The organism is Streptomyces sp. NPDC047017 (assembly GCF_040644175.1).
Taxonomy (GTDB): Bacteria; Actinomycetota; Actinomycetes; order Streptomycetales; family Streptomycetaceae; genus Streptomyces.
Window position 1 is genome coordinate 51,651 of the sequence record NZ_JBEYVW010000016.1, and the last position, 20,035, is coordinate 71,685.

General features: G+C 72.9%; 18 protein-coding genes and 1 riboswitch. Of the genes, 3 read left to right on the forward strand and 15 right to left on the reverse strand.

Translation table 11 applies throughout. From position 1 onward, the window contains the following. Window positions 1-150 precede the first annotated feature (150 nt). The 5 genes from ABZ858_RS25450 to ABZ858_RS25470 all read right to left on the reverse strand — a co-directional run bounded on the left by ABZ858_RS25450 (window position 151) and on the right by ABZ858_RS25470 (window position 6,099). The gene (locus ABZ858_RS25450; RefSeq protein WP_361383299.1) at window positions 151-1,323 is read right to left on the reverse strand and encodes an acyl-CoA dehydrogenase family protein; all 1,173 of its coding nucleotides are present in this window, start codon (window positions 1,321-1,323) and stop codon (window positions 151-153) included. A gap of 239 nt (window positions 1,324-1,562) precedes the next feature. Next, window positions 1,563-1,715, reverse strand: a complete 153-nt coding sequence (locus ABZ858_RS25455; protein WP_361382919.1) for an SCO1431 family membrane protein — start codon at window positions 1,713-1,715, stop codon at window positions 1,563-1,565. A 197-nt stretch (window positions 1,716-1,912) separates the two neighbouring features. Further along, complete coding sequence (locus ABZ858_RS25460) at window positions 1,913-3,319, reverse strand: peptidase C39 family protein (protein WP_361382922.1); 1,407 nt, start codon at window positions 3,317-3,319, stop codon at window positions 1,913-1,915. 215 nt (window positions 3,320-3,534) lie between these two features. After that, a complete protein-coding gene (locus ABZ858_RS25465; protein ID WP_361382925.1) occupies window positions 3,535-5,076 on the reverse strand; it encodes an amino acid permease in 1,542 nt (513 codons plus the stop codon). 66 nt (window positions 5,077-5,142) lie between these two features. Further along, entirely contained in the window at window positions 5,143-6,099 is a 957-nt protein-coding gene (locus ABZ858_RS25470) for a hypothetical protein (protein WP_361382928.1), read from the reverse strand. Between the two features lie 281 nt (window positions 6,100-6,380). Between ABZ858_RS25470 and ABZ858_RS25475 the strand changes: the two genes are divergently transcribed. Both ABZ858_RS25475 and ABZ858_RS25480 read left to right on the forward strand, forming a co-directional pair. Continuing rightward, window positions 6,381-7,001 carry a hypothetical protein gene (locus ABZ858_RS25475; protein WP_361383302.1) on the forward strand — a complete coding sequence of 207 codons (621 nt, stop codon included), beginning with the start codon at window positions 6,381-6,383 and terminating at the stop codon, window positions 6,999-7,001. Between the two features lie 430 nt (window positions 7,002-7,431). After that, on the forward strand, window positions 7,432-9,297 hold the full coding sequence (locus ABZ858_RS25480; RefSeq protein ID WP_361382931.1) for an AAA family ATPase: 1,866 nt from the start codon (window positions 7,432-7,434) through the stop codon (window positions 9,295-9,297). A gap of 95 nt (window positions 9,298-9,392) precedes the next feature. Here ABZ858_RS25480 and ABZ858_RS25485 read toward each other — a convergent pair whose 3' ends face one another. The 9 genes from ABZ858_RS25485 to ABZ858_RS25525 form a co-directional block, all read right to left on the reverse strand. Next, window positions 9,393-10,478 carry a hemolysin family protein gene (locus tag ABZ858_RS25485; RefSeq protein WP_361382934.1) on the reverse strand — a complete coding sequence of 362 codons (1,086 nt, stop codon included), beginning with the start codon at window positions 10,476-10,478 and terminating at the stop codon, window positions 9,393-9,395. Continuing rightward, window positions 10,475-11,821 carry a hemolysin family protein gene (locus ABZ858_RS25490; RefSeq protein ID WP_361382937.1) on the reverse strand — a complete coding sequence of 449 codons (1,347 nt, stop codon included), beginning with the start codon at window positions 11,819-11,821 and terminating at the stop codon, window positions 10,475-10,477. Before ABZ858_RS25490 ends, ABZ858_RS25485 begins: the two co-directional genes overlap by 4 nt. A gap of 231 nt (window positions 11,822-12,052) precedes the next feature. Further along, entirely contained in the window at window positions 12,053-12,520 is a 468-nt protein-coding gene (locus ABZ858_RS25495) for a PH domain-containing protein (protein WP_361382940.1), read from the reverse strand. 45 nt (window positions 12,521-12,565) lie between these two features. Next, window positions 12,566-13,414, reverse strand: a complete 849-nt coding sequence (gene hisG / locus ABZ858_RS25500) for an ATP phosphoribosyltransferase (protein WP_361382943.1) — start codon at window positions 13,412-13,414, stop codon at window positions 12,566-12,568. A gap of 80 nt (window positions 13,415-13,494) precedes the next feature. After that, on the reverse strand, window positions 13,495-13,767 hold the full coding sequence (locus ABZ858_RS25505) for a phosphoribosyl-ATP diphosphatase (RefSeq protein ID WP_361382947.1): 273 nt from the start codon (window positions 13,765-13,767) through the stop codon (window positions 13,495-13,497). Between the two features lie 34 nt (window positions 13,768-13,801). Next, window positions 13,802-14,287 carry a 6,7-dimethyl-8-ribityllumazine synthase gene (ribH, locus tag ABZ858_RS25510; protein ID WP_361382950.1) on the reverse strand — a complete coding sequence of 162 codons (486 nt, stop codon included), beginning with the start codon at window positions 14,285-14,287 and terminating at the stop codon, window positions 13,802-13,804. Window positions 14,288-14,372: 85 nt separating this feature from the next. Further along, window positions 14,373-15,662, reverse strand: coding sequence for a bifunctional 3,4-dihydroxy-2-butanone-4-phosphate synthase/GTP cyclohydrolase II (locus ABZ858_RS25515; protein ID WP_361382953.1), 1,290 nt, complete (start codon window positions 15,660-15,662; stop codon window positions 14,373-14,375). Further along, window positions 15,659-16,303 carry a nicotinamide mononucleotide transporter family protein gene (locus ABZ858_RS25520; RefSeq protein WP_361382956.1) on the reverse strand — a complete coding sequence of 215 codons (645 nt, stop codon included), beginning with the start codon at window positions 16,301-16,303 and terminating at the stop codon, window positions 15,659-15,661. The genes ABZ858_RS25515 and ABZ858_RS25520 overlap by 4 nt, the downstream gene beginning before the upstream one ends. Then, the gene (locus tag ABZ858_RS25525; RefSeq protein ID WP_361382958.1) at window positions 16,300-16,926 is read right to left on the reverse strand and encodes a riboflavin synthase; all 627 of its coding nucleotides are present in this window, start codon (window positions 16,924-16,926) and stop codon (window positions 16,300-16,302) included. The genes ABZ858_RS25520 and ABZ858_RS25525 overlap by 4 nt, the downstream gene beginning before the upstream one ends. A gap of 157 nt (window positions 16,927-17,083) precedes the next feature. Continuing rightward, window positions 17,084-17,214: riboswitch (FMN riboswitch) on the reverse strand. A 424-nt stretch (window positions 17,215-17,638) separates the two neighbouring features. On the opposite strand from ABZ858_RS25525, the gene ABZ858_RS25530 reads away from it, so the two are divergent. After that, window positions 17,639-18,388, forward strand: coding sequence for an SDR family oxidoreductase (locus tag ABZ858_RS25530; RefSeq protein WP_361382961.1), 750 nt, complete (start codon window positions 17,639-17,641; stop codon window positions 18,386-18,388). Between the two features lie 416 nt (window positions 18,389-18,804). Here the strand turns inward: ABZ858_RS25530 and ABZ858_RS25535 are convergent, their stop codons facing one another. Beyond that, window positions 18,805-20,010: an ROK family transcriptional regulator gene (locus ABZ858_RS25535; RefSeq protein WP_361382964.1), complete on the reverse strand. Its 1,206-nt coding sequence runs from the start codon at window positions 20,008-20,010 to the stop codon at window positions 18,805-18,807. Window positions 20,011-20,035 lie beyond the last annotated feature (25 nt).

Here is a 20,035-nt window from a genome sequence, read left to right on the forward strand (position 1 = left end):
ATTCGGTCCCGCCCGTGCCGCCGCAGCTCCCGGACCCGCCGATCTACCGTGAGCTGGTGCGGGCCTGGGCGGACCGGGGCCGCACCCTGCCGGGACGCCACGACCCGGAGTGGGTCCGGCTGGCGGCGCCCTTCCTCGGTCTCGGGCAGTTCAGCGGGTCTCGGGACCCGCGACGTGCCGGGCGATGACCATCCGCTGGATCTGGTTGGTGCCCTCGACGATCTGCAGCACCTTGGCCTCGCGCAGGTAGCGCTCGACCGGGAAGTCGGCGGTGTAGCCGTACCCGCCGAGCACCTGGACGGCGTCGGTGGTCACCTTCATGGCCGCGTCCGTGCAGAACAGCTTGGCCATGGCCGCCTCCCGGGCGAACGGCCGGCCGGCGTCGCGCAGCCGCGCCGCCGCCAGGTACAGCGACCGGCCGGCCTCGATCTGGGTCGCCATGTCGGCGAGCATGAAGCGCAGGCCCTGGAAGTCGGAGATCGGCCGGCCGAACTGGCGCCGGTCGGTGGCGTAGGCGACCGCCTCGTCGAGCGCCGCCTGGGCGAGGCCGACCGCGCAGGCGGCGATGCCGAGGCGGCCGGAGTCCAGCGCGGCCAGCGCGATGGCGAAGCCCTGGCCCTCCTCGCCGATCCGGCGCTCGTCACCGACCCGCACCCCGTCGAGGTGGAGCTGTGCGGTCGGTGAGCCCTTGAGGCCCATCTTCTTCTCCGGGGCGGCGGCGCTCAGCCCTTCGGCGTCACCGGGCACCAGGAAGGCGGTGATGCCGCGCGGGCCGTCCTCGCCGGTGCGCGCCATGACCGTGTAGAAGTCGGCGATCCCGCCGTGGGTGATCCAGGACTTGGTGCCGGTGATCACCCAGTCGTCGCCGTCCCGGACCGCCTTGGTGCGCAGCGAGGCGGCGTCCGAGCCGGAGGCGGGCTCGGAGAGGGCGTACGCGCCGAGCAGGCCGCCGCCGAGCATCGCGGGCAGGTGCTCGACCTGCTGCTGCTTGGTGCCGTGGGTGGCAAGCCCGTAGGCGGCCAGGCTGTGCACGCTCAACCCGAGCCCGACGGTGAGGCGGACGGCGGCCAGCTCCTCCAGGACCTGGAGGTAGACCTCGTAGGGCTGGTCGCCGCCGCCGCACTCGGAGTCGTAGGGCAGGCCGAGCAGTCCGGAGCGGGACAGCAGGGTGAAGACCTCGCGCGGGAAGCGTCCGGCGTCCTCCTCCTCGGCCGCCTTCGGGGCGATCTCGTGCTGCGCGATGTCGCGGACGAGCGAGATCAGGTCCCGGGCCTCGTCCGTGGGCAGTTGCCGGTCCACCGGCTGCGGGGCGCGGTCGGGCATGGCGACGCTCTCCTCCCTGTCGGGCACGGGCGGACAGGCACCTTGTGGGGCGGCTCCGCCGGTCATCCTCGGGCCGGCCAATGCTCGCACTCCCGGGTCTCGGGGACGGCTGACCAGCGGCTGTGCGCTGTGAGTATGCCCGATCGGCGGCATGGAGTCACCGGTTAACGACCGCTTACTTCAAGAAAGGTCGAACCGTTACGTCGGGGGGCCGGAAACCGTCCCTCGCCCGGGTCGGGTCACAGCAGGCCGAGCTGGGTGACGAGCATGGCGATCACGACGACGAGGGTCCAGCCGAGGACGTGTTCGAGGGCCTTGGGGCCGTCGCCGTCGTCCTGGGGGCCGCCGGTGCGCGGGCGGGCGGAGGGGACGGTGGCCGGATGGGTGCTCATGGTCTCTCGCAGGGTCGTGCGTGCGGTGCGGACTCCCCCGCGGACGCGTCCCCTCCCGTCCCGCGTCCACCTTGCCACCGGCGGCGGCCGACGCGGCGGAGAGCTTGGTCACAGGGCCTGGCCACAGGGCCTGTGAGCTGCCCGGACATGCGCAAGGCCCCGGGCGCCCGGGGCCTTGCGCACAAGCTGCCCGTCCGTCAGCGCACACCCACCGCGGCGAGCGCCGCGGTCTGGCGGGGGGTGGGGTGCGCCGGGAAGTACAGGTAGCAGACGCCGCCGGTGCCCGAGACGACCGCCCCGGAGGCGTTGTACCGCTTGGTCCTGAGCCAGATGTTCTCGAACTCCCGGCGCCGGTAGACGCGCCGCACCGCCGTGTCGTCCGGCGCGGCCGGGTCGTTGGCGATCACATCGCCGTCGGCGGTGAAGCCGATGACCGTCATCAGATGGCCGGAGGTGCCGTACCCGGCGCCGGTCAGCTCGGTCTTGAGGAACGACTGCGAGGTCATCGCCGGGATGCCCGCGGCGGTCAGCGTCTCCAGGTCGGTGAGCGAGGCGAGCCGGGTGACCACGCCCTGGAGGTCCTTGAAGGTGGCCGCGTAGGCCGCGTTGAACGGCCAGTTGCCGCAGCCCGCGTACTGGTAGTCGTAGGTGTACCGGGCCGCGTTGCAGACCTGCGGGTCGGGGTAGGACGGGTCGACCCAGGACAGTTGCTGCTGGCTGAGCCGGCCGCCCCAGTACTCGATGATCATCTGCGACGAGGTGGGGCTGCACCACGCCTCGCCGCCGTTGTCGTACTGCGGGTACTGCCCCGTGTGGATCTCCTGCGAGTAGCGCGGGACGGCCAGTTCCGTGCCGGTGCGCCCGGGGGCCGAGGCGGGGACGGTGAAGCGGTCGGGGACGTCGGAGCCCATGACGCCGATCCGCCGGACGGTCGGGGTGAGCCGGGTGCCGGGCCTGCGGTAGAGGGTCAGCCGCAGCCGGTAGGAGACCAGGCGCAGGCCGGAGGCCGGGGCGTCGAGGGCGAGGGTGTCCGTCCAGACGGAGCTGCGGCCGTCGCTCTGGCCGTCGACGGAGGTCCGCTTGATGTCCTCGTCGCCGGCCGCCCAGCGGCCCATCACGTACCAGGGGGTGTTGGTGCCGTCGGAGTAGGTGCCGCGCAGTTCCGTCTGGAGCCAGGTGCCGGCCGGGGTGTGCGCGTTCCAGGAGGCGATCGCCTCGGTGGCGGGCACGGCGAGCCGGTGGGCCGGGCCGGTCCAGGTGGCGTACTCCCACCGGGCGGTGGTGCCGGTGTGCGGGTCGGTGTAGTCGGTGGTCCCCGCCGGGGCGGCGATCTCCAGGCCGGGACGGGTCCCGGCGACCGCGCGGGTGCCGCGGGTGGTGCCGGCGCGCCAGTCGGTGTACGTGGTCCAGGCGCGGTAGTCGACCGGGCGGGCCGCCTCCGCAGCGGCGGGCGGGGCCGCACCGGCGGGGGACGGAGCCGGACCGGTGGTCCGTTCGGCGGCGGTGGCGGTGGCGGTGAACGCCGGGACCGTGCCGCCGACCGCGGCGGCCGCGACGGCGGCGGCCAGGAGGGTTCTGCGGGACGGCTGTTCGGCTCTGCTCATGGGTGGAAGACCCCCGGGTGTCCGAGTCGGGGCGGGTGGCGGGTCCGTGCACGGCGTTGCGCCCACTATGGACGCGGGGACCGGCTCCTGCCAGCACTTCGGCACACGCCACGCCTACCAATATTGGTCTCGTCCACTGGCATGACCTGCGCCTGCGCCGGGCGGGGGCGGGCGCCGCGGCACCCGCCCCACCCGCTCGTCCCGGCCCGCCCCGGTCAGATGAGGTCCATCGCCGCGACCTCGTCGGGCCGCCCGTAGCTGACCGGGCCCTGGAAGCGGCGGCGGGCGGTCGCGAACCACCACACGGTGGCCACGAGCAGCACGGCGGCCAGGGCGATGGGGGCGTAGTTGAAGGAGTCGGCGGTGATCGGGGACGCCTGGGGCAGCATGAACAGCACGCTGCTCAGCACGATCCAGGTGACGGCCACGACACCGACCGGGCGGCCCCAGCGGCCCAGGTGCCAGGGGCCGGCCTGGAACTCGTCGCCGAGCCGCAGGCGCAGCAGGATCGGGACGGCGTAGGCGAGGAAGAGACCGACCACGTTGACGCTGACGATGGCGGTGAAGGCGGTGTGCGACCACCAGCCGGGCAGCACCAGGGCCAGCGAGCAGGCGACCGCCAGCCAGACCGCCTTGACGGGGGTGCGGGTGCGCGGGGAGACCGTGTGCCACCAGCGGGAGCCGGGCATGGCGCCGTCCCGGGAGAAGGCGAAGATCTGCCGGGTGTTGCTGGTGAGGTTGGCGAGGCCGCAGAAGAGCATGGACCCGATGACGATCAGCAGCATGGCCTTGGCGGTGCCCACGCCGAGGGCGTCGATGAGGAGCTGCACGGGCGGTGCGTCCGTGCTCGCCACCTGCGCGTAGTCGCGAATGCTGTAGACGAGGGCGAGCATGAGGATCAGACCTGTGACGGCGGAATAACCGATGGCGCGGATGATCCCGCGGGGCGCGTTGACGGTCGCCTGGACGGTTTCCTCGGACATGTGGAAGCTGCCGTCGAAGCCGGTGAACGTCCAGCTGGTGACCAGCAGACCGAGCATGCCGCCGTAAAGCCCGCTCGTGAAACCGGTGTTGTTCGCGAAATGCGTGATGAAGGACACCGGGCGGTGATGATCGGGAACGGCGATCAGTGCGGTGGCGATGACCACCATTCCGACCAGCAGCCACCATACGGAGATCCGGTTCAGGACGGCGACGAGCTGGACCGTGTAGGTGTTGGCCAGTCCTTGCAGCACGATGATCAGCGCGGTGATCAGCACCGTCTGGTGGGTGGTCGGCTGGTAGGAGGACCACTGGAGGGCGATGAACGCCTGGATGAAGGTGGCGGCCGCGTAACCGGTGGCGGCGGTGCCGCCGACCTGGCCGACGAAGTTCAGCCAGCCGGTGAACCAGGACCAGGCCCCCTTGTGGCGTTTGGCGAGTTTCCCGGCCGAGAAATACAGCGCGCCGCTCGTCGGATACGCGGAGGCGACTTCCGCCATGGCCGCGCCGACGAACAGCACCATGACGGAGACGCCGATCCAGCCGAACACGAGAATGCGGGGGCCGCCCGCGTTCATACCGAATCCGAAGGACGAGAAAATACCCGAGATGATGTTGATGATGGTGAACGAGATGGCGAAATTGTCGAACGCCTTGAAACGCCGGGTGAGTTTCCTCGGATAACCCATCGCGTGCAGGGTCGCGTCGTCGTCGAGCGCGCTCGGGTCCGCGGGGCCGTGGGCCTTGGCTCGCGGGGCCTGTATCCGTTCCGACACGGGTCGGCCTTTCTCTCGATGGGCGGGCTGGTGGGCGGGGTGGGTCGGGCGGGTGGGTCGGGCGGGTCAGGGGGCCTGGGGTACGGGCAGGCCGCAGGCGCGCCGGGCCCGGGAGAGCTGCTCGACGGGGTCGCCGAAGACCGCCCAGGGCATCCGTGAGGCGTAGGGGCCCATGGCGGTGAGCACCGCGCGGGCCTCGAACTCGCAGCCGGCCAGCACCAGCGCGTGCCCGAGATAGGCGAGGTCGAGCACCGGGGTGAAGCGGTAACCGGCTGCGGCGGGCAGCCAGTTGCGGTAGATCGCGAGCGCGGTGGCGCGCCACTGGGGCTGTTCCCACACCCGGTCCGCGAGCAGTTGCGAGGGGTCGTAGCTCTCCACCAGGGCGACCAGCGGCAGCAGCCGCAGCGCGGAGTCGGCGGGCGCCCGCTGGCTCAGGAAGGCGGCCACGTCCCAGGCGGCGTTGACCGAGCCGCCGTACCGGGTGAAGAAGAAGGCGAGGAAGCGGTGGTGGGCCTCGCGGTGCCAGGGGTCGAGGGACAGGATGTGCGCGAACAGCCGCCAGGGCCCTGGCGGGGCGGTCAGCAGCCCCTGCGGCGCCGGGTCGCGCAGCCGGTGCAGCCGGGCCATGGCCAGCTTGGCGGCCCAGGGGGTGGGGTCGGCGGGGTCGATCGCGGAGGCCCGCTCGCAGGCCGACAGCGCTATCCGCTCCAGCGGGGCGGCCCGCTCGTCGCCGGCGTCGGCCGCGCGCAGCGCCCGCAGGACCGCCACCCGCGCCCACACCAGCGCGGACTCGGGGGCCGGCTCCTCGGCCAGCCAGCGTTCGGCCAGGTCGGAGTCGGCGGCCTCGGAGGCCAGCACCAGGGAACGGTGGGCCCGCAGGGCGAAGTCGCCGCGCGTCTCGGCCAGCGCGGCACGGGCGCTGGCCCAGCGGCCGGCCCGGATGTCGACGCACACGCTGGCGAGCACGCGGTCGTCCGCCGCCGGGTGCCAGACGTACTGCCCGTCGAATAACCCAGCGGTCATCTTCCCCCGTCCATCCCCGTACGGCACCCCAGTGTTGTGCTGCTTGCACTTTACTCAGCACGGGGCACAACCGGAACGCGCTTTTCGACATGTTCACCCGGGGAATCACGCGGTGATTAGCGGACTTGACAGACGCTCACCGGGCAGTTCACCGAACGGTTCAACATAGAACCTTTTCGGTGCCGCGCCGGGTGTCCGGTTCGGCCGGTGGCTAGAATGTTGCCGCGAAATATCCCCTCACATCGGCACCCGCCCCGCGCGCATTCACTCCGGGAACCACCATTCACACCCTCGCTGCCCAGCTGCGCCGCCTCCCGCCGTCCTGCGGCCCCGTCCGCCTGATCGGCGTCGACGGGCACGCGGGCTCCGGGAAGTCCACCTTCGCCGGGCGGCTCGCCGCCGCGCTCGGCGACGCCCCCGTGCTGCACCTGGACGACATCGCCAGCCACGCGGAGCCGTTCGCCTGGGACCGGCGGCTGCTGGCCGAGGTGATCGAGCCGCTGGCCGGCGGCGCGACGGCGCACTACGCCCCCTACGACTGGCACGCCCGGCGCTTCGGCCCGGCCCGCGCGCTGCCGCCCGCGCCGGTGATCCTCGTCGAGGGCGTGGGGGCCGGCCGCCGGGCGCTGCGCCCGCATCTGGCCCGGCTGCTGTGGATGGAGCTGGAGCGCGAGGAGTCCTGGGCGCGCGGACGGGCCCGGGACGGCGCGGAGCAGCGGGAGTTCTGGGCCGGCTGGGTCGAGGCGGAACACCGGCACTTCGCGCGGGACCCCTCCCGGCCCTTCGCGGACCTCCTGGTGCGGCAGGCGGCTCAGGGGTACGAGCTGCTGCCAGGGCCCGCCGGAACCCTCGGTCCGGACCAGTTCGTCACCCACCGTGATGGGCCGTCGGCAATGTGCTGAACTTGTGAAGACCCCTGTGGAAGAAGTTCGCCCAGTCTCCCAACTCTGCTTGACCGGGGGGACGTACAGGTCTTACGTTCTCAATGTGCGGTCATCGAGGACCGCCCGCAGACGCGAAGCCCCCGGTTGTTCCCCCGTGATCGGGGGCTTCGTTCTGCCCTCGTTCCGTTTTCCGGACACCGCGCACCACTTTTTACTCACCCTCAGTCACCGTTCCGGTGCGCCCCTGTCCGCCCCCGCCCCGGCGAACGCTCCCCTCCGCACCCTTCGGCGCGGGGTGGCCCCGCGGGTACGATGCCCTCGGTGCGACCTTCGGACAGCTGCTTCGCGCACCTGCAACTCCGGTCCGCGGCACTGCGGTTCGACCAAGGCGGCCACCGGGCGACGGTCCGGCGGCGAACCTACGGGGGCACGGTTCGTGGGGGACGTGATGGACTTCGGCACGCAGGGCCCCGACGCCCCGGCCGACCTCGCCTGGCTGCGCGGCGTGGACGCCTACACGATGGGCGCCTATCCGCAGGCCGAGGAGGAGTTCCGGGCCGCCGTGGAGATGGATCCCGCGATGGCGGACGGCTGGCTCGGGCTGCACGCGCTGCGGGTGGACACGACGACCGCGCTGCTGCGCATGTTCCGGCACCGCGACCGCTTCGGCGAGCAGCGCGCCCGGCACCGCCGCACCCTCAACTCCTGGTACTGGCTGGGCTGGTGGGTGCAGCCCGTGCTGGAGAGCCCCCGCGATCTGCTGCTCGCGCACTCCTCGCACTGGCTGGACGGGCGGCACGTGCCCGAGCTGGACCGGGCGCTGGCCGGGCTGCCGCCGGTGGACGCCGACGCCCAGGTGCGGTTCCTGCACGCCTGCCGCGCCTATCTGGTCAAGGACTGGGAGCAGTTGGTCCGGCACACCGACCCGCTGGTCGACGACGCGATGCTCGGCATCGAGGCCGGGCTGTTCGGCGGCATGGCCCGGGTCCGGCTGGAGATGTACGGGCAGGCCGAGCCGCTGCTGTCGGCCTCGCTGATGCGCTGCCGCAGCGAGCAGCCGCAGCGCAAGGAGCTGCGGTACTGGCTGGCCCGGGCGCACGAGGGCACCGGCCGCAGCGCCGCCGCGCTCCCCCTGTACCGGGCGGTGCACCGGGTCGATCCGGCCTTCATGGACACCTCCGCGCGGCTCGCGGCGATCGCCGAGGGCGACGGGTACGACGACAGCGCGGACCTCGCGGCGCTCACCCTCACCGGGGCCGGGCAGGACAGCGTGGACGGTCCGGACGTCCTCGACCCGCTCTTCGGCACCGAGGGCCGGGACCTGAAGCTCGGTGAACCCGATCTCCCGGCCGGCGGGCCGTACTCCTCGGCGGCCGATCCCGCGGTGCGCGAGCGGACCGCGGTGGTCACCGGGCCGCTGCCCAGCGGGCCCACCGACCCCGCGTTACTCGAACAGGCGCTCGCCGAGCTGGAGCGCATGGTGGGCCTTGAGCCGGTGAAACGGCAGGTCAAGGCGTTGTCGGCACAGCTGAACATGGCCCGGTTGCGGGCCGGGCAGGGGCTGCCCGTGCAGCCGCCCAAACGTCACTTCGTCTTCTCCGGCCCCTCGGGCACCGGCAAGACCACGGTCGCCCGCATCCTGGGCCGGGTCTTCTACGCGCTCGGGCTGCTCGGCGGCGACCATCTGGTGGAGGCGCAGCGCGCCGACCTGGTGGGCGAGTACCTGGGCCAGACCGCGGTCAAGGCGAACGAGCTGATCGACTCCGCGATCGGCGGGGTGCTCTTCGTCGACGAGGCGTACTCCCTGTCCAACTCGGGGTACGGCAAGGGCGACGCGTACGGCGACGAGGCGCTGCAGGTGCTGCTGAAGCGGGCCGAGGACAACCGGGACCATCTGGTGGTGATACTGGCCGGCTATCCCGAGGGCATGGACCGCCTGCTCGCCGCCAATCCGGGTCTCTCCTCCCGTTTCACCACCCGGGTGGACTTCCCGTCGTACCGCCCCGCGGAACTCACCGAGATCGGCCGGGTGCTGGCCGCGGAGAACGGCGACCAGTGGGACGAGGAGGCCCTCGACGAGCTGCGCTCGATCGCCGGGCACGTGGTCGACCAGGGGTGGATCGACGAACTCGGCAACGGCCGGTTCCTGCGCACGCTCTACGAGAAGAGCTGCGCCTACCGGGACCTGCGCCTGTCGGTGTACCCGGGCACGCTGACCCGGGACGACCTGGCGACCCTGCGGCTGCCTGACCTCATGCAGGCGTACGGGGAGGTGCTGTCCGGGCGGGGGCCCCAGGACCCGTCCGCGCTGTGACGGAGTCGATCCGTCCGCGGCGCGGCGGAGTCCCGGGGCCGTCCGGCCGGCCGCCCGAGGGGCGGGTGCCCGCGGGGTGCGGCGGGCCCGGCGGCTCAGGAGGCCAGGACCTCCTCCGGCTCCCCGTTGCCCCGCGGCTCCGTCAGGCGTACCTCCGTCGCCACCCGGTGGGCCGGGTCACGGACCTCGCCCACCAGCAGCTCCAGTACGTCCTCCAGGGCCACCACGCCGAGCACCTTGCCGCAGGCGTCGGCCACCTGGGCCAGATGGGTGGCCGCCCGGCGCATCACCGTCAGCGCGTCGTCCAGCGGCAGCTCGGACCTGAGCGTGGTCATCGGGCGCCATATCCGCTGGGGCACGGCCCGGTCGGAGTCCTCCAGGTCGAGGACGTCCTTGACGTGGAGGTAGCCCATGAAGGCGCCGTTGTGCGCGGCGACCGGGAAACGGGAGTACCCGGTGCGGGCGGTGAGCGCGACGATCTCGCCGGGGGTCACCGAGGGGCTGACGGTGACCAGCGCCTCCCGGCCCAGCAGTACGTCCAGGACGGGGCGGGAGCCCAGTTCCAGGGCGTCCTCCAGCCGCTCCTGCTCCTCGGGGTCGAGCAGTCCGGCCTGCCCGGAGTCCTCCACCAGCCGGTTGAGCTGCTCGCTGGTGAAGACGGCCTCGACCTCGTCCTTCGGCTCGACGCGGAAGAGCCGCAGGACGCCCTTGGCGCAGGCGCCGAGCGCCACGGTGACCGGCTTGCAGACACGGGCGAAGGCGACCAGGCCGGGGCCCAGCCACAGCGCGGCCTTCTCCGGCGCGGCCATCGCCAGGTTCTTCGGCACCATCTCACCGATGACCAGGTGGAAGAAGACCACGGCCGCGAGCGCGATGACATAGCCCAGCGGATGGACCATCCCGTCGGGCAGCCGCATCCAACCGAACACCGGTTCGAGCAGTTGGGCCACCGTGGGTTCGGCGACGGCGCCGAGCGTCAGCGAGCAGACGGTGATGCCGAACTGCGCGGCGGCCATCATCTGCGGCAGCCGCTCCAGGCCGTGCAGCACCTGGCGGGCCCGGGCGGTGCCGACCGGCTCGATCTGGCTGCGGCGGACCGAGACGAGCGCGAACTCGGCGCCGACGAAGAAGCCGTTGGCGAGCACGAGCAGCGCGGCGAAGACCAGTTGGAGGACGCTCATCGGGCGGCCTCCGCCAGGTCGGCGGCGGCGTCGGCCGCCGGGGCGGTGCGGACGAGACGGACGCGCTCGGCGCGGTAGTGCCCGACCTGGCGCACGGCGAGCCGCCAGCCCGGCAGCTCGGCCCTGTCACCGGGGGCCGGGATCCGGCCGAGCAGATCGGCCACCAGGCCGGCGACCGTCTCGTACGGGCCCTCGGGCGCTTCCAGGCCGATGCGCCGCAGCAGGTCGACGCGGCAGCCGCCGTCGACGTCCCAGGCGGGCCGGCCGTCCTCGGGCGGGGCGGGGGCCAGCTCCGGCACGTCCTTGGCGTCGTGCTCGTCGCGGACCTCGCCGACCAGTTCCTCGACGATGTCCTCCAGGGTGACCACGCCCGCCGTGCCGCCGTACTCGTCGACGACGACCGCGATGGGCTGCTCGCTGCGCAGCTGCGTGAGCAGCGGCCGCACCGGCAGCGTCTCGGGGACCAGCAGCGCCGGGCGGGCGATACGGCCGACCGGGGTGCGCAGCCGCTTCTGGGCGGGCACCGCGAGGGCGTCCTTGAGATGGGCCATGCCCACCACCTCGTCGATCTTCTCCTGGTAGACGGGGAAGCGGGACAGGCCGGTGGCGCGGGTGAGGTTGACCACGTCCTCGGCGGTCGCCGAGATCTGCAGGGCGCTGACCTTCACGCGCGGCGTCATCACGTGCTGCGCGGTCAGGTCGCCCAGGGACAGGGTGCGCACGAACAGGTCGGCCGTGTCCTGTTCCAGGGCACCGGCCCGGGCCGAGTGCCGGGCCAGCGAGACCAGCTCGCCGGGGGTGCGGGCGGAGGCCAGCTCGTCGGCGGGCTCCACGCCGAGCGCCCGCACCAGGCGGTTGGCCACCGTGTTCAGTGCGGCGATCACCGGGCGGAACAGGCGGGCGAAGGCGTGCTGCGGGCCGGCCACGAAGCGCGCGACCTGCAGCGGCCGGGAGACCGCCCAGTTCTTCGGGACCAGCTCGCCGACCACCATCTGGAGGGCGGAGGCGAGCAGCATGCCGACGACCACGGCGATCCCGGACACGGCGCCCTCGGGCAGGCCGGTCGCGGCGAAGGGACCGCGCAGCAGGTCGGCCAGCGCCGGTTCGGCGAGCATGCCGACGACCAGTGAGGTGATGGTGATGCCGAGCTGGGTGCCGGAGAGCTGGAAGGACAGCTCGCCCAGCGACTCGACGACCGTACGGGCCCGTGGGTCGCCGTCGGCGGCGGCCTTCTCGGCCTCCGGACGCTCGACCGTCACCAGGCCGAACTCGGCCGCGACGAAGAAGCCGTTCGCGAGGATCAGCAGGAAGGCCGCTCCGAGGAGCAGCAGGGAGAGGGTCATGATGCCGCCGCCTCGGCGTACGCGCGGGCCGCGGGGTCGCGGCGCGCGCCATGCCGGCAGGGGGCGGCGCAGGTACTACAGGACGATCCGTCCATCGCCGGAGGGAGTCACTCCTCGGGTAGCAGGAGCCCCTGGCACCGGGCGGGGCACAGGGGCGGGGGCTCAGCGAAAAGCCTCCCCCAACAGATTAATCAAGACCGGGCCCGGCGCGGCAGGGCGGACGCCCCCGACTCAGCCCCGGGGTTCCCCCTGGGACCTCTCGGGGTCCTCGGCCGTCCCGGCGTCGACCAGTGCGCGCAGGGCGCGGGCGTCGGTGAGGGCGCGCTGCCGGGCGATGCCCGGCTGGATGCCGAGCACGGGCAGGCTGGTGCCGTCGCTCAGGTCGAGGAACACCCACGGGTCGCCGGGGCGCAGGTTCACCTGAAGGATCTCCGGCCAGGCCAGCCGGCGCCGGGAGGCGATGTTGACCACGGTGACGCCTCTCTCGTCGGCGACCACCTTGGGCCGGGCCAGCATCGCCAGCACCCCGAACAGGAGCGCGCCGGTGAAGACGAAACTGAGGCGCTCACCGGGGGTGAGCTGTTCCAGCAGGACCGCGACGACCGCGATCACCGCGAAGATCGCGGTGCCGGCCGAGAGCAGGACCGCGCGGGTGACGCCCGGCCGGAAGGTGACGGGGAGTGCGGGCAGGTCGGACATCGGATCTGGGCCTCTCTGTGCCTCGCGTCGCCTTTTCCCGGGTGCTCAGAGGCGGCAGGCGTGGATGGCCGTGGTCAGGATGGCCCGGGCGCCGATGGCGTACAGGTCGTCCATGATCCGCTGGGCGTCCTTGGCGGGGACCATCGCGCGCACGGCGACCCAGCCCTCGTTGTGCAGCGGGGAGACGGTCGGGGACTCCAGGCCGGGGGTCAGCGCGACGGCCTTCTCCAGCTGCTCGACCCGGCAGTCGTAGTCCATCATCACGTACGTCCGGGCGACCAGGACGCCCTGGAGGCGGCGCAGGAACTGCTGCACCTTGGGCTCCTCGGCGTCCGCGCCGGTGCGGCGGACGACGATCGCCTCGGACTTCATGATCGGCTCGCCGAAGACCTCGAGGCCCGCGTTGCGCAGGCTGGTGCCGGTCTCCACGACGTCGGCGATGACCTCGGCGACGCCCAGCTCGATCGCAGTCTCCACCGCGCCGTCGAGGTGGACGACGGAGGCGTCGACGCCGCTGTCGGCGAGGTGCTTGGCGACGATGCCCTCGTAGGAGGTGGCGACCGTCTTGCCGTTCAGATCGCCCACGCCGTTGGCGGTGCCGGGCTTGGAGGCGAAGCGGAAGGTGGAGCGGGCGAAGCCGAGCGGGAGGATCTCCTCGGCGTTGGCGCCGGAGTCCACGAGCAGGTCGCGGCCGGTGATGCCGATGTCGAGGCGGCCGGAGGAGACGTAGATCGCGATGTCGCGGGGGCGGAGGTAGAAGAACTCGACCTCGTTGTTCGGGTCGACGATCCGCAGTTCCTTGGACTCGCGGCGCTGCTGGTAGCCGGCCTCATGCAGCATGTCCGCCGCAGGGCCGGAGAGTGAACCCTTGTTGGGGACGGCGATGCGCAGCATGAGGTCGGCTTCCTTTGTTCGTCTCGTACGGATGCGTCGCGTAGGGATTCTTCGCGTACGAAGGGGTGTGCGGGGGTGGTTCAGAGGTGGGCGTAGACGTCGTCCAGGGAGATGCCGCGGGCGACCATCATCACCTGGACGTGGTACAGCAGCTGCGAGATCTCCTCGGCGGCGGCGTCCTTGCCCTCGTACTCGGCGGCCATCCAGACCTCGGCGGCCTCCTCGACGACCTTCTTGCCGATGGCATGGACGCCCTTGCCGACCAGCTCGGCGGTGCGGGAGGTGGCGGGGTCGCCCTGGGCTGCCTTGTGCTGGAGCTCGGTGAACAGCTCCTCGAACGTCTTCTTGGACATGGTGCTCCCCACCCTAGCCGCTGTACCGGCCGGCTCACCGCCAGGGTTCGGATACTGAACGCAGCGTGGCCGCGGTGGCGACCGCCGCGGTGACCGCCTCGTGTCCCTTGTCCTCGCGGGAGCCGTCCAGGCCGGCCCGGTCCAGGGCCTGCTCCTCGGTGTCGCAGGTGAGCACGCCGAAGCCGACGGGCACGCCGGTCTCGACCGACACCTGGGTCAGGCCCTGGGTGACGCCCTGGCAGACGTACTCGAAGTGCGGGGTGCCGCCGCGGACGACCACGCCGAGGGCGACGATCGCGTCGTAGCCGCGGCCCGCCAGCACCTTGGCCACCACCGGGAGTTCGAAGCTGCCGGGGACCCGGAGCAGGGTCGGCTCGTCGATCCCGAGGTCGTGCAGGGCGCGCAGGGCGCCGTCCACCAGTCCGTCCATCACCTTCTCGTGCCACTGTGCCGCGATGACGGCGACCCTGAGATCGCCGACGTTGCGGACGGACAGTTCCGGTGCACCCTTGCCGCTCACGTGTCTCCTCCGTGCTGTTCTCTTGCCGTGCTGGTCGTGCTGGTCGTGCTGGTCCGGCCGGCCCTGCTCGCCGGGCCGGCCGGGTTCACTGGTTGCCGCAGGTGGACGCGGTGGTGCCGTCCAGCCAGGGCAGGTCGTGGCCCATCCGGTCCCGCTTGGTGCGCAGGTAGCGCAGATTGTGCTCGCCCGCCTGGACGGGCATCGGCTCCCGCTCGGTGACCTTGATGCCGTGGCGCAGCAGCGCGTCGGACTTGTCGGGGTTGTTGGTCAGCAGCCGGACGCTGCGGACGCCGAGGTCCCGCAGGATCTGCGCGCCGGCGCCGTAGTCGCGGGCGTCGGCGGGCAGGCCGAGTTCGAGGTTGGCGTCCAGGGTGTCGCGGCCCTGCTCCTGCAGTTCGTAGGCGCGCAGCTTGGACATCAGGCCGATGCCGCGTCCCTCGTGGCCGCGCAGATAGACGACCACTCCCCTGCCCTCCTGCTGGATGCGCTCCAGGGAGGCGTCCAGCTGGGGGCCGCAGTCGCAGCGCAGCGAGCCGAAGACGTCGCCGGTCAGGCACTCGGAGTGGACGCGGACCACGACGTCCTCGCCGTCCGCGAGGTCGCCGTGCACGAGGGCGACGTGCTCGACGCCGTCGGCGGTGGAGCGGTAGCCGTACGCGGTGAAGGTGCCGTGCGCGGTGGGCAGGCGGACCTCGGCCTCGCGGCGGACGGTGGGCTCGCTGTCGCGGCGGTAGGCGATCAGGTCCTCGATGGAGATGATCGTCAGGCCGTGCTTGCGGGCGAAGACCATCAGCTCGGGCAGGCGCAGCATCCGGCCGTCCTCGCCGGCGATCTCGACGATGGCGCCGGCCGGGCGCAGTCCGGCGAGCCGGGCGAGATCGACGGCGGCCTCGGTGTGGCCGTCGCGGGCCAGGACGCCGCCGGGCCGGGCGCGCAGCGGGAAGACGTGCCCGGGGCGGACGAGGTCGGTGGGCTCGGCCGTGCCGCCCGCCAGCAGCTGGAGCGTGGTGGCGCGGTCGGCGGCGGAGATGCCGGTGGTGACGCCGTGCGCGGCGGTGGCGTCGACGGAGACCGTGAAGGCGGTCTTCATCGACTCGGTGTTCTCCTGGACCATCTGCGGGAGCCGGAGCCGGTCCAGTTCCGCGCCCTCCATGGGGGCGCAGATCAGCCCGCGGCACTCGGTCATCATGAACGCGACGATCTCGGGGGTCGCCTTCTCGGCGGCGATGACGAGGTCGCCCTCGTTCTCCCGGTTCTCGTCGTCGACGACCACGACCGGGCGTCCGGCCGCGATGTCCGCGACGGCCTGCTCGACCGGGTCGAGCCCGAACTCCTCGGGGTCGCCGGTGCTGTAGAGGACGGTTGCCGCACTCATGCGGGCGCTCCTTCCGGGACGGGCCGCGCGCTGTGGCGGGAGCGCAGCCACCAGTCGCGCAGGCCCCACAGGACGAGCGCGCCGTAGATGACGTAGACGAAGCCGGAGAAGGCGAAGCCGTTGGCGAAGTTGAGCGGGACGCCGACGGCGTCCACGAGCAGCCAGGCGAGCCAGAACTCGACCATGCCGCGCGCCTGGGCGTACATGGCGACGACGGTGCCGACGAAGATGTACGCGTCGGGCCAGGGGTCCCAGGACAGCGACGGGTAGGCCGTGAACAGGCCGGCCACCGCGACCGTGCCGACGGCCGCCGTGGCGAGCAGGGCGGCCCGTTCGCGCCAGGTGGCGAAGCGTACGGCGATGTGGCCGTCCGCGCCGGTGGCCTTGCCGCGGTTCCACTGCCACCAGCCGTAGACGGCGACGACCATGACGACGATCTGCTTGCCGGCGCTGCCGGACAGGTGCGCGGTGGCGAAGGCGGCGAAGAGGATCACGCCGGACAGGAACTGGGTGGGCCAGCTCCACAGGGAACGCCGCCAGCCGAACGCCAGGCCGAGCAGGCCGATGACGTTGCCGATCATGTCCGACCACTTGATGTGCTGGTCGAGGAGGGTGAAGGCCTCCGAGTTGAGCCAGTTCACCTGCCCTCCCCCTCTCGCGTCTCCGTTCCCGGCGCGCGGTCGCCGAGCAGCCGCTCGACGTACTTGGCGACGACGTCCACTTCCAGGTTGACCGGGTCCCCGGGCTGTTTGAGGCCGAGGGTGGTCAGGGCGAGGGTGGTGGGGATGAGGCTGACGGTGAAGTGGTCGGCGCCCACCTCGACGACGGTGAGGCTGATGCCGTCGACGGTGATGGAGCCCTTCTCCACGACATAGCGCGCGAGGTCGTCGGGGAGGGAGATCCGCACGATCTCCCAGTGCTCGGAGGGGGTGCGGTCCAGGACGGCGCCGGTGCCGTCGACGTGTCCCTGCACGATGTGGCCGCCGAGGCGGGCGCCCACTGCGGTGGGGCGTTCGAGGTTGACCCGGGAGCCGACGGCGAGGGCGCCGAGGCTGGAGCGCTTGAGGGTCTCCGCCATGACGTCGGCGGTGAACTCGTCGCCCTCGTGCTCGACGACGGTGAGACAGACTCCGTTCACGGCGATGGAGTCGCCGTGCTGCGCGCCCTCGGTGACGACGGGGCCGCGGAGCCGGAAGCGCGCGGCGTCGCCGAGGTCCTCGACGGCGGTGACTTCGCCCAGCTCTTCGACGATTCCGGTGAACACTTCCCGGGTCCTCCTGCCTCTTCGGGCACGGACTCCGGGGCTGTCGCGAACGACAGGGAAGACGAACGAACACACACGGGGCGACGACGCCGGAACGGGTCCCGTCATGACGACGAGCCCGTAGACGGCGGCGCGCGCACAGAGGTGTGCCCGCTCGCCGCGCACTGCCTCCCATCCGGACTTTAACCGTCGGTCCAGGAATTCCACCTGGTCAACCGGCCGCTGGAAGCGACCGGGTCGCGGACTATAACCGCCGGTTCGGACTTTCACCGACCCCGGAGTGCGCTGCTACTGGTACACGGCCAGTGTGCCACGCGTGGTCGGCATCCATACAGGCGGTCGGTGTGGGCTCGCTCACAGAGCGCAGTGCCGCGAGACCCGGCGGCGGGCAAGGGCCGTCGTCACCGCCGCCGGGCCGGTCTGTGCAGGAGTCAGACCTTAAAAGGACTAGACCAGTCCGGTCAACAGATCGGCGGAGGCGGGGAGCTCACCCGGGGCGCGCGAGCGGCGGACGGGCGCCGCGTGGACGGCGTACGGGCGGCGCGCAGGCGGGGGCGCGGATGGCATTACGTACGGCACGGCGTTACGGGGTGGACGGTGGACGGGGACGAACGAGGACGCACGAGGACGGCGGTGCGGGTGCGCTCGATGACGAACGCGGACAAGCTGGACGGGACCTCACCGCGCACGTCGTCCGGAGGGACTGAGGAGCATGACCACGATCCTGGTGACCGGCGGCACCGGAACACTGGGCAGGCATGTCGTCGGGCGGCTGCGCGCGGACGGCCACGAGGTGCGCGTGCTCAGCCGGCGTGGCGGGCCGTACGCCGTCGATCTGCGCGAGGGCGGCCCGGGGCTGGACGCGGCCGTCACCGGCGTCGACACCATCGCGCACTGCGCCAGCTCGCCCCGGGGCGGCGACGAGGAGGCCGCCGCCCACCTGATCGCGGCGGCCCGGAGAGCGGGGGTCGGTCACCTCGCCTACATCTCCATCGTGGGCGTCGACCGCGTGCCGCTCGGCTACTACGCCTCGAAGCGCGCCGTGGAGCGGCTGGTCGTGGAGTCGGGGCTGGGCTGGACCGTGCTGCGGGCCACCCAGTTCCACGATCTCCTGGTCACCTTCTTCCAGACCCTCGCCAGATCGCCGGTCCTGCTGCTCCCGGCGGGCGTGCGGGACCAGCCCGTCGAGGTCACGGAGGTCGCGGGCCGGCTGGCCGAGCTGGCCGCGGGCGCTCCGGCGGGCCGGGTCCCGGACCTGGGCGGCCCGGAGATCCGCCCCCTCGAATCCCTGGCCCGCGCCTACCTCCGCGCCACCACCCGCCACCGCCCCGTCCTGAACGTCCCCCTACCGGGCCGCACCTACCGCGGCTTCCGCGAGGGCAGCCATCTGACTCCGTCCAGGGCGGTGGGGAAGCGGACGTTCGAGGAGTATCTGGCGGGGCGGTTCGGGGGTGGTGGGTGACGGGGGGCGCGGGGTGGGGCTCGGGAGTGCGGCACCCGCTCAAGCCACCGAGCCGGGCGGAGCCGGGGGGCGCAGGGGGCGGAGCCCCCGCCGGGGATCAGGGCCCGGAGCGAAGGCCCAGGGACGGCCACCCCCTCAAGCCACCGAGCCGGGCGGAGTCCAGGGGTGCAGGGGGCGGAGCCCCCGCCGGGGATCAGGGCCCGGAGCGAAGGCCCAGGGACGGCCACCCCCTCAAGCCACCGAGCCAGCCGGAACCCAAGGGCGCAGGGGGCGGAGCCCCCGCCGGAGGGACCGGCGCGGAGTCCCAGGGGGACGATCGCCTCTCAAGCCACCGAGCCGAGCGGAACCCGGGGGTGCAGGGGGCGGAGCCTCCGCCGGGGGCCGGGGCGGAGACCCGGGGGCGGTCACCCCTCAAGTCACCGAGTCGGGTGGGTGGGTGGGCCGAGGGGGGTGAAGAGTTCCTCCTGGGCTCGGTCTCGGGCCATCAGGACCGCCCCCCGCAGCACCGCTCCGCCGCCCAGTTCCCCCGCCCGCACCTCCGTGGGCAGCGGCGACATCTCCCGTACCCGTTCGGCCACCCGCGCGGCGAGTGTCTCTCCTCCGGCCTGCCCGACCTCTCCGCCGAGCACCACGCACCCGGGGTCCAGCACGGCCGCGACGGAGGCGGCCCCGAGGGCGAGGCGGCCGGCGAGGGCGTCCAGGAAACCGGCGGCCCCGGTCGCCTCGCCGCACACCGCACGCCGTACCAGTTCCGCCGCGGCCGGCTCCGGCCCCGTACCGGCACCCGACAGCCCGTACCGCCCGGCCAGGTCCACCACCGCCGCCGATCCGGCCAGCGAGTGGAAGCCGCCCGCGCAGTCCGTCGCCGAGGGCGGCCGGCCGGTGCCGGGCACGGGCAGGAAGCCGATCTCGCCGGTGCCGCCGGAGGCCCCGCGGCGCAGCATCCCGTCCAGGACCACCGCCGCGCCGATGCCGTGCCCGAGCCAGAGCAGCACGAAGGTGTCCCGGTCCCGGGCGGCCCCGTCCCGCTGCTCGGCGAGGGCCGCGAGGTTGGTCTCGTTCTCGACGGTGACCCGGGTGTGCGGCATCCGTTGCTGCAGCGCGGCCACCAGCCGCCGGTGCCAGGCGGGCAGCCCGGTGGTGTCGCGCAGTTCGCCGGTGACCGGGTCGATCAGTCCGGGCGCGCCGATGCCCACGGTGTGCAGCCGGGCGGCCCCGGCCTCCTTCGCCGCCCGTTCCACCAGGGTGACCGCCCGCTCCACCGCCGCCCCGGTGCCGGTGTCCCCGACGACCGGCGCGGACGCCCCGGCCAGTTCCCGCCCGAGCAGGTCGGACACGGTCACGGTGACGCTCTCGGTGCGGACGTCGAGGGCGGCCAGATGGGCGCGGTCGGCGACGATGCCGTACAGCCGTGCGTTCGGGCCGCGCCGTTGCGCGCCGGACTCCCCCACCACGGTGATCAGTCCGGAGGCCGTCAGGCGTTCGACCAGATCGGCGACGGTGGGCCGGGACAGGCCGGTGAGCTGCTTCAGCCGCCCTGCCGTCAACGGCCCTTCCTGCTGCAGCAGCCGCAGGGCGAGCCGGTCGTTGATGGCCCGGGCGGTGCTCGGGGATGCGGGCATGGCGGGAATCCTCCCAGACCGGCGG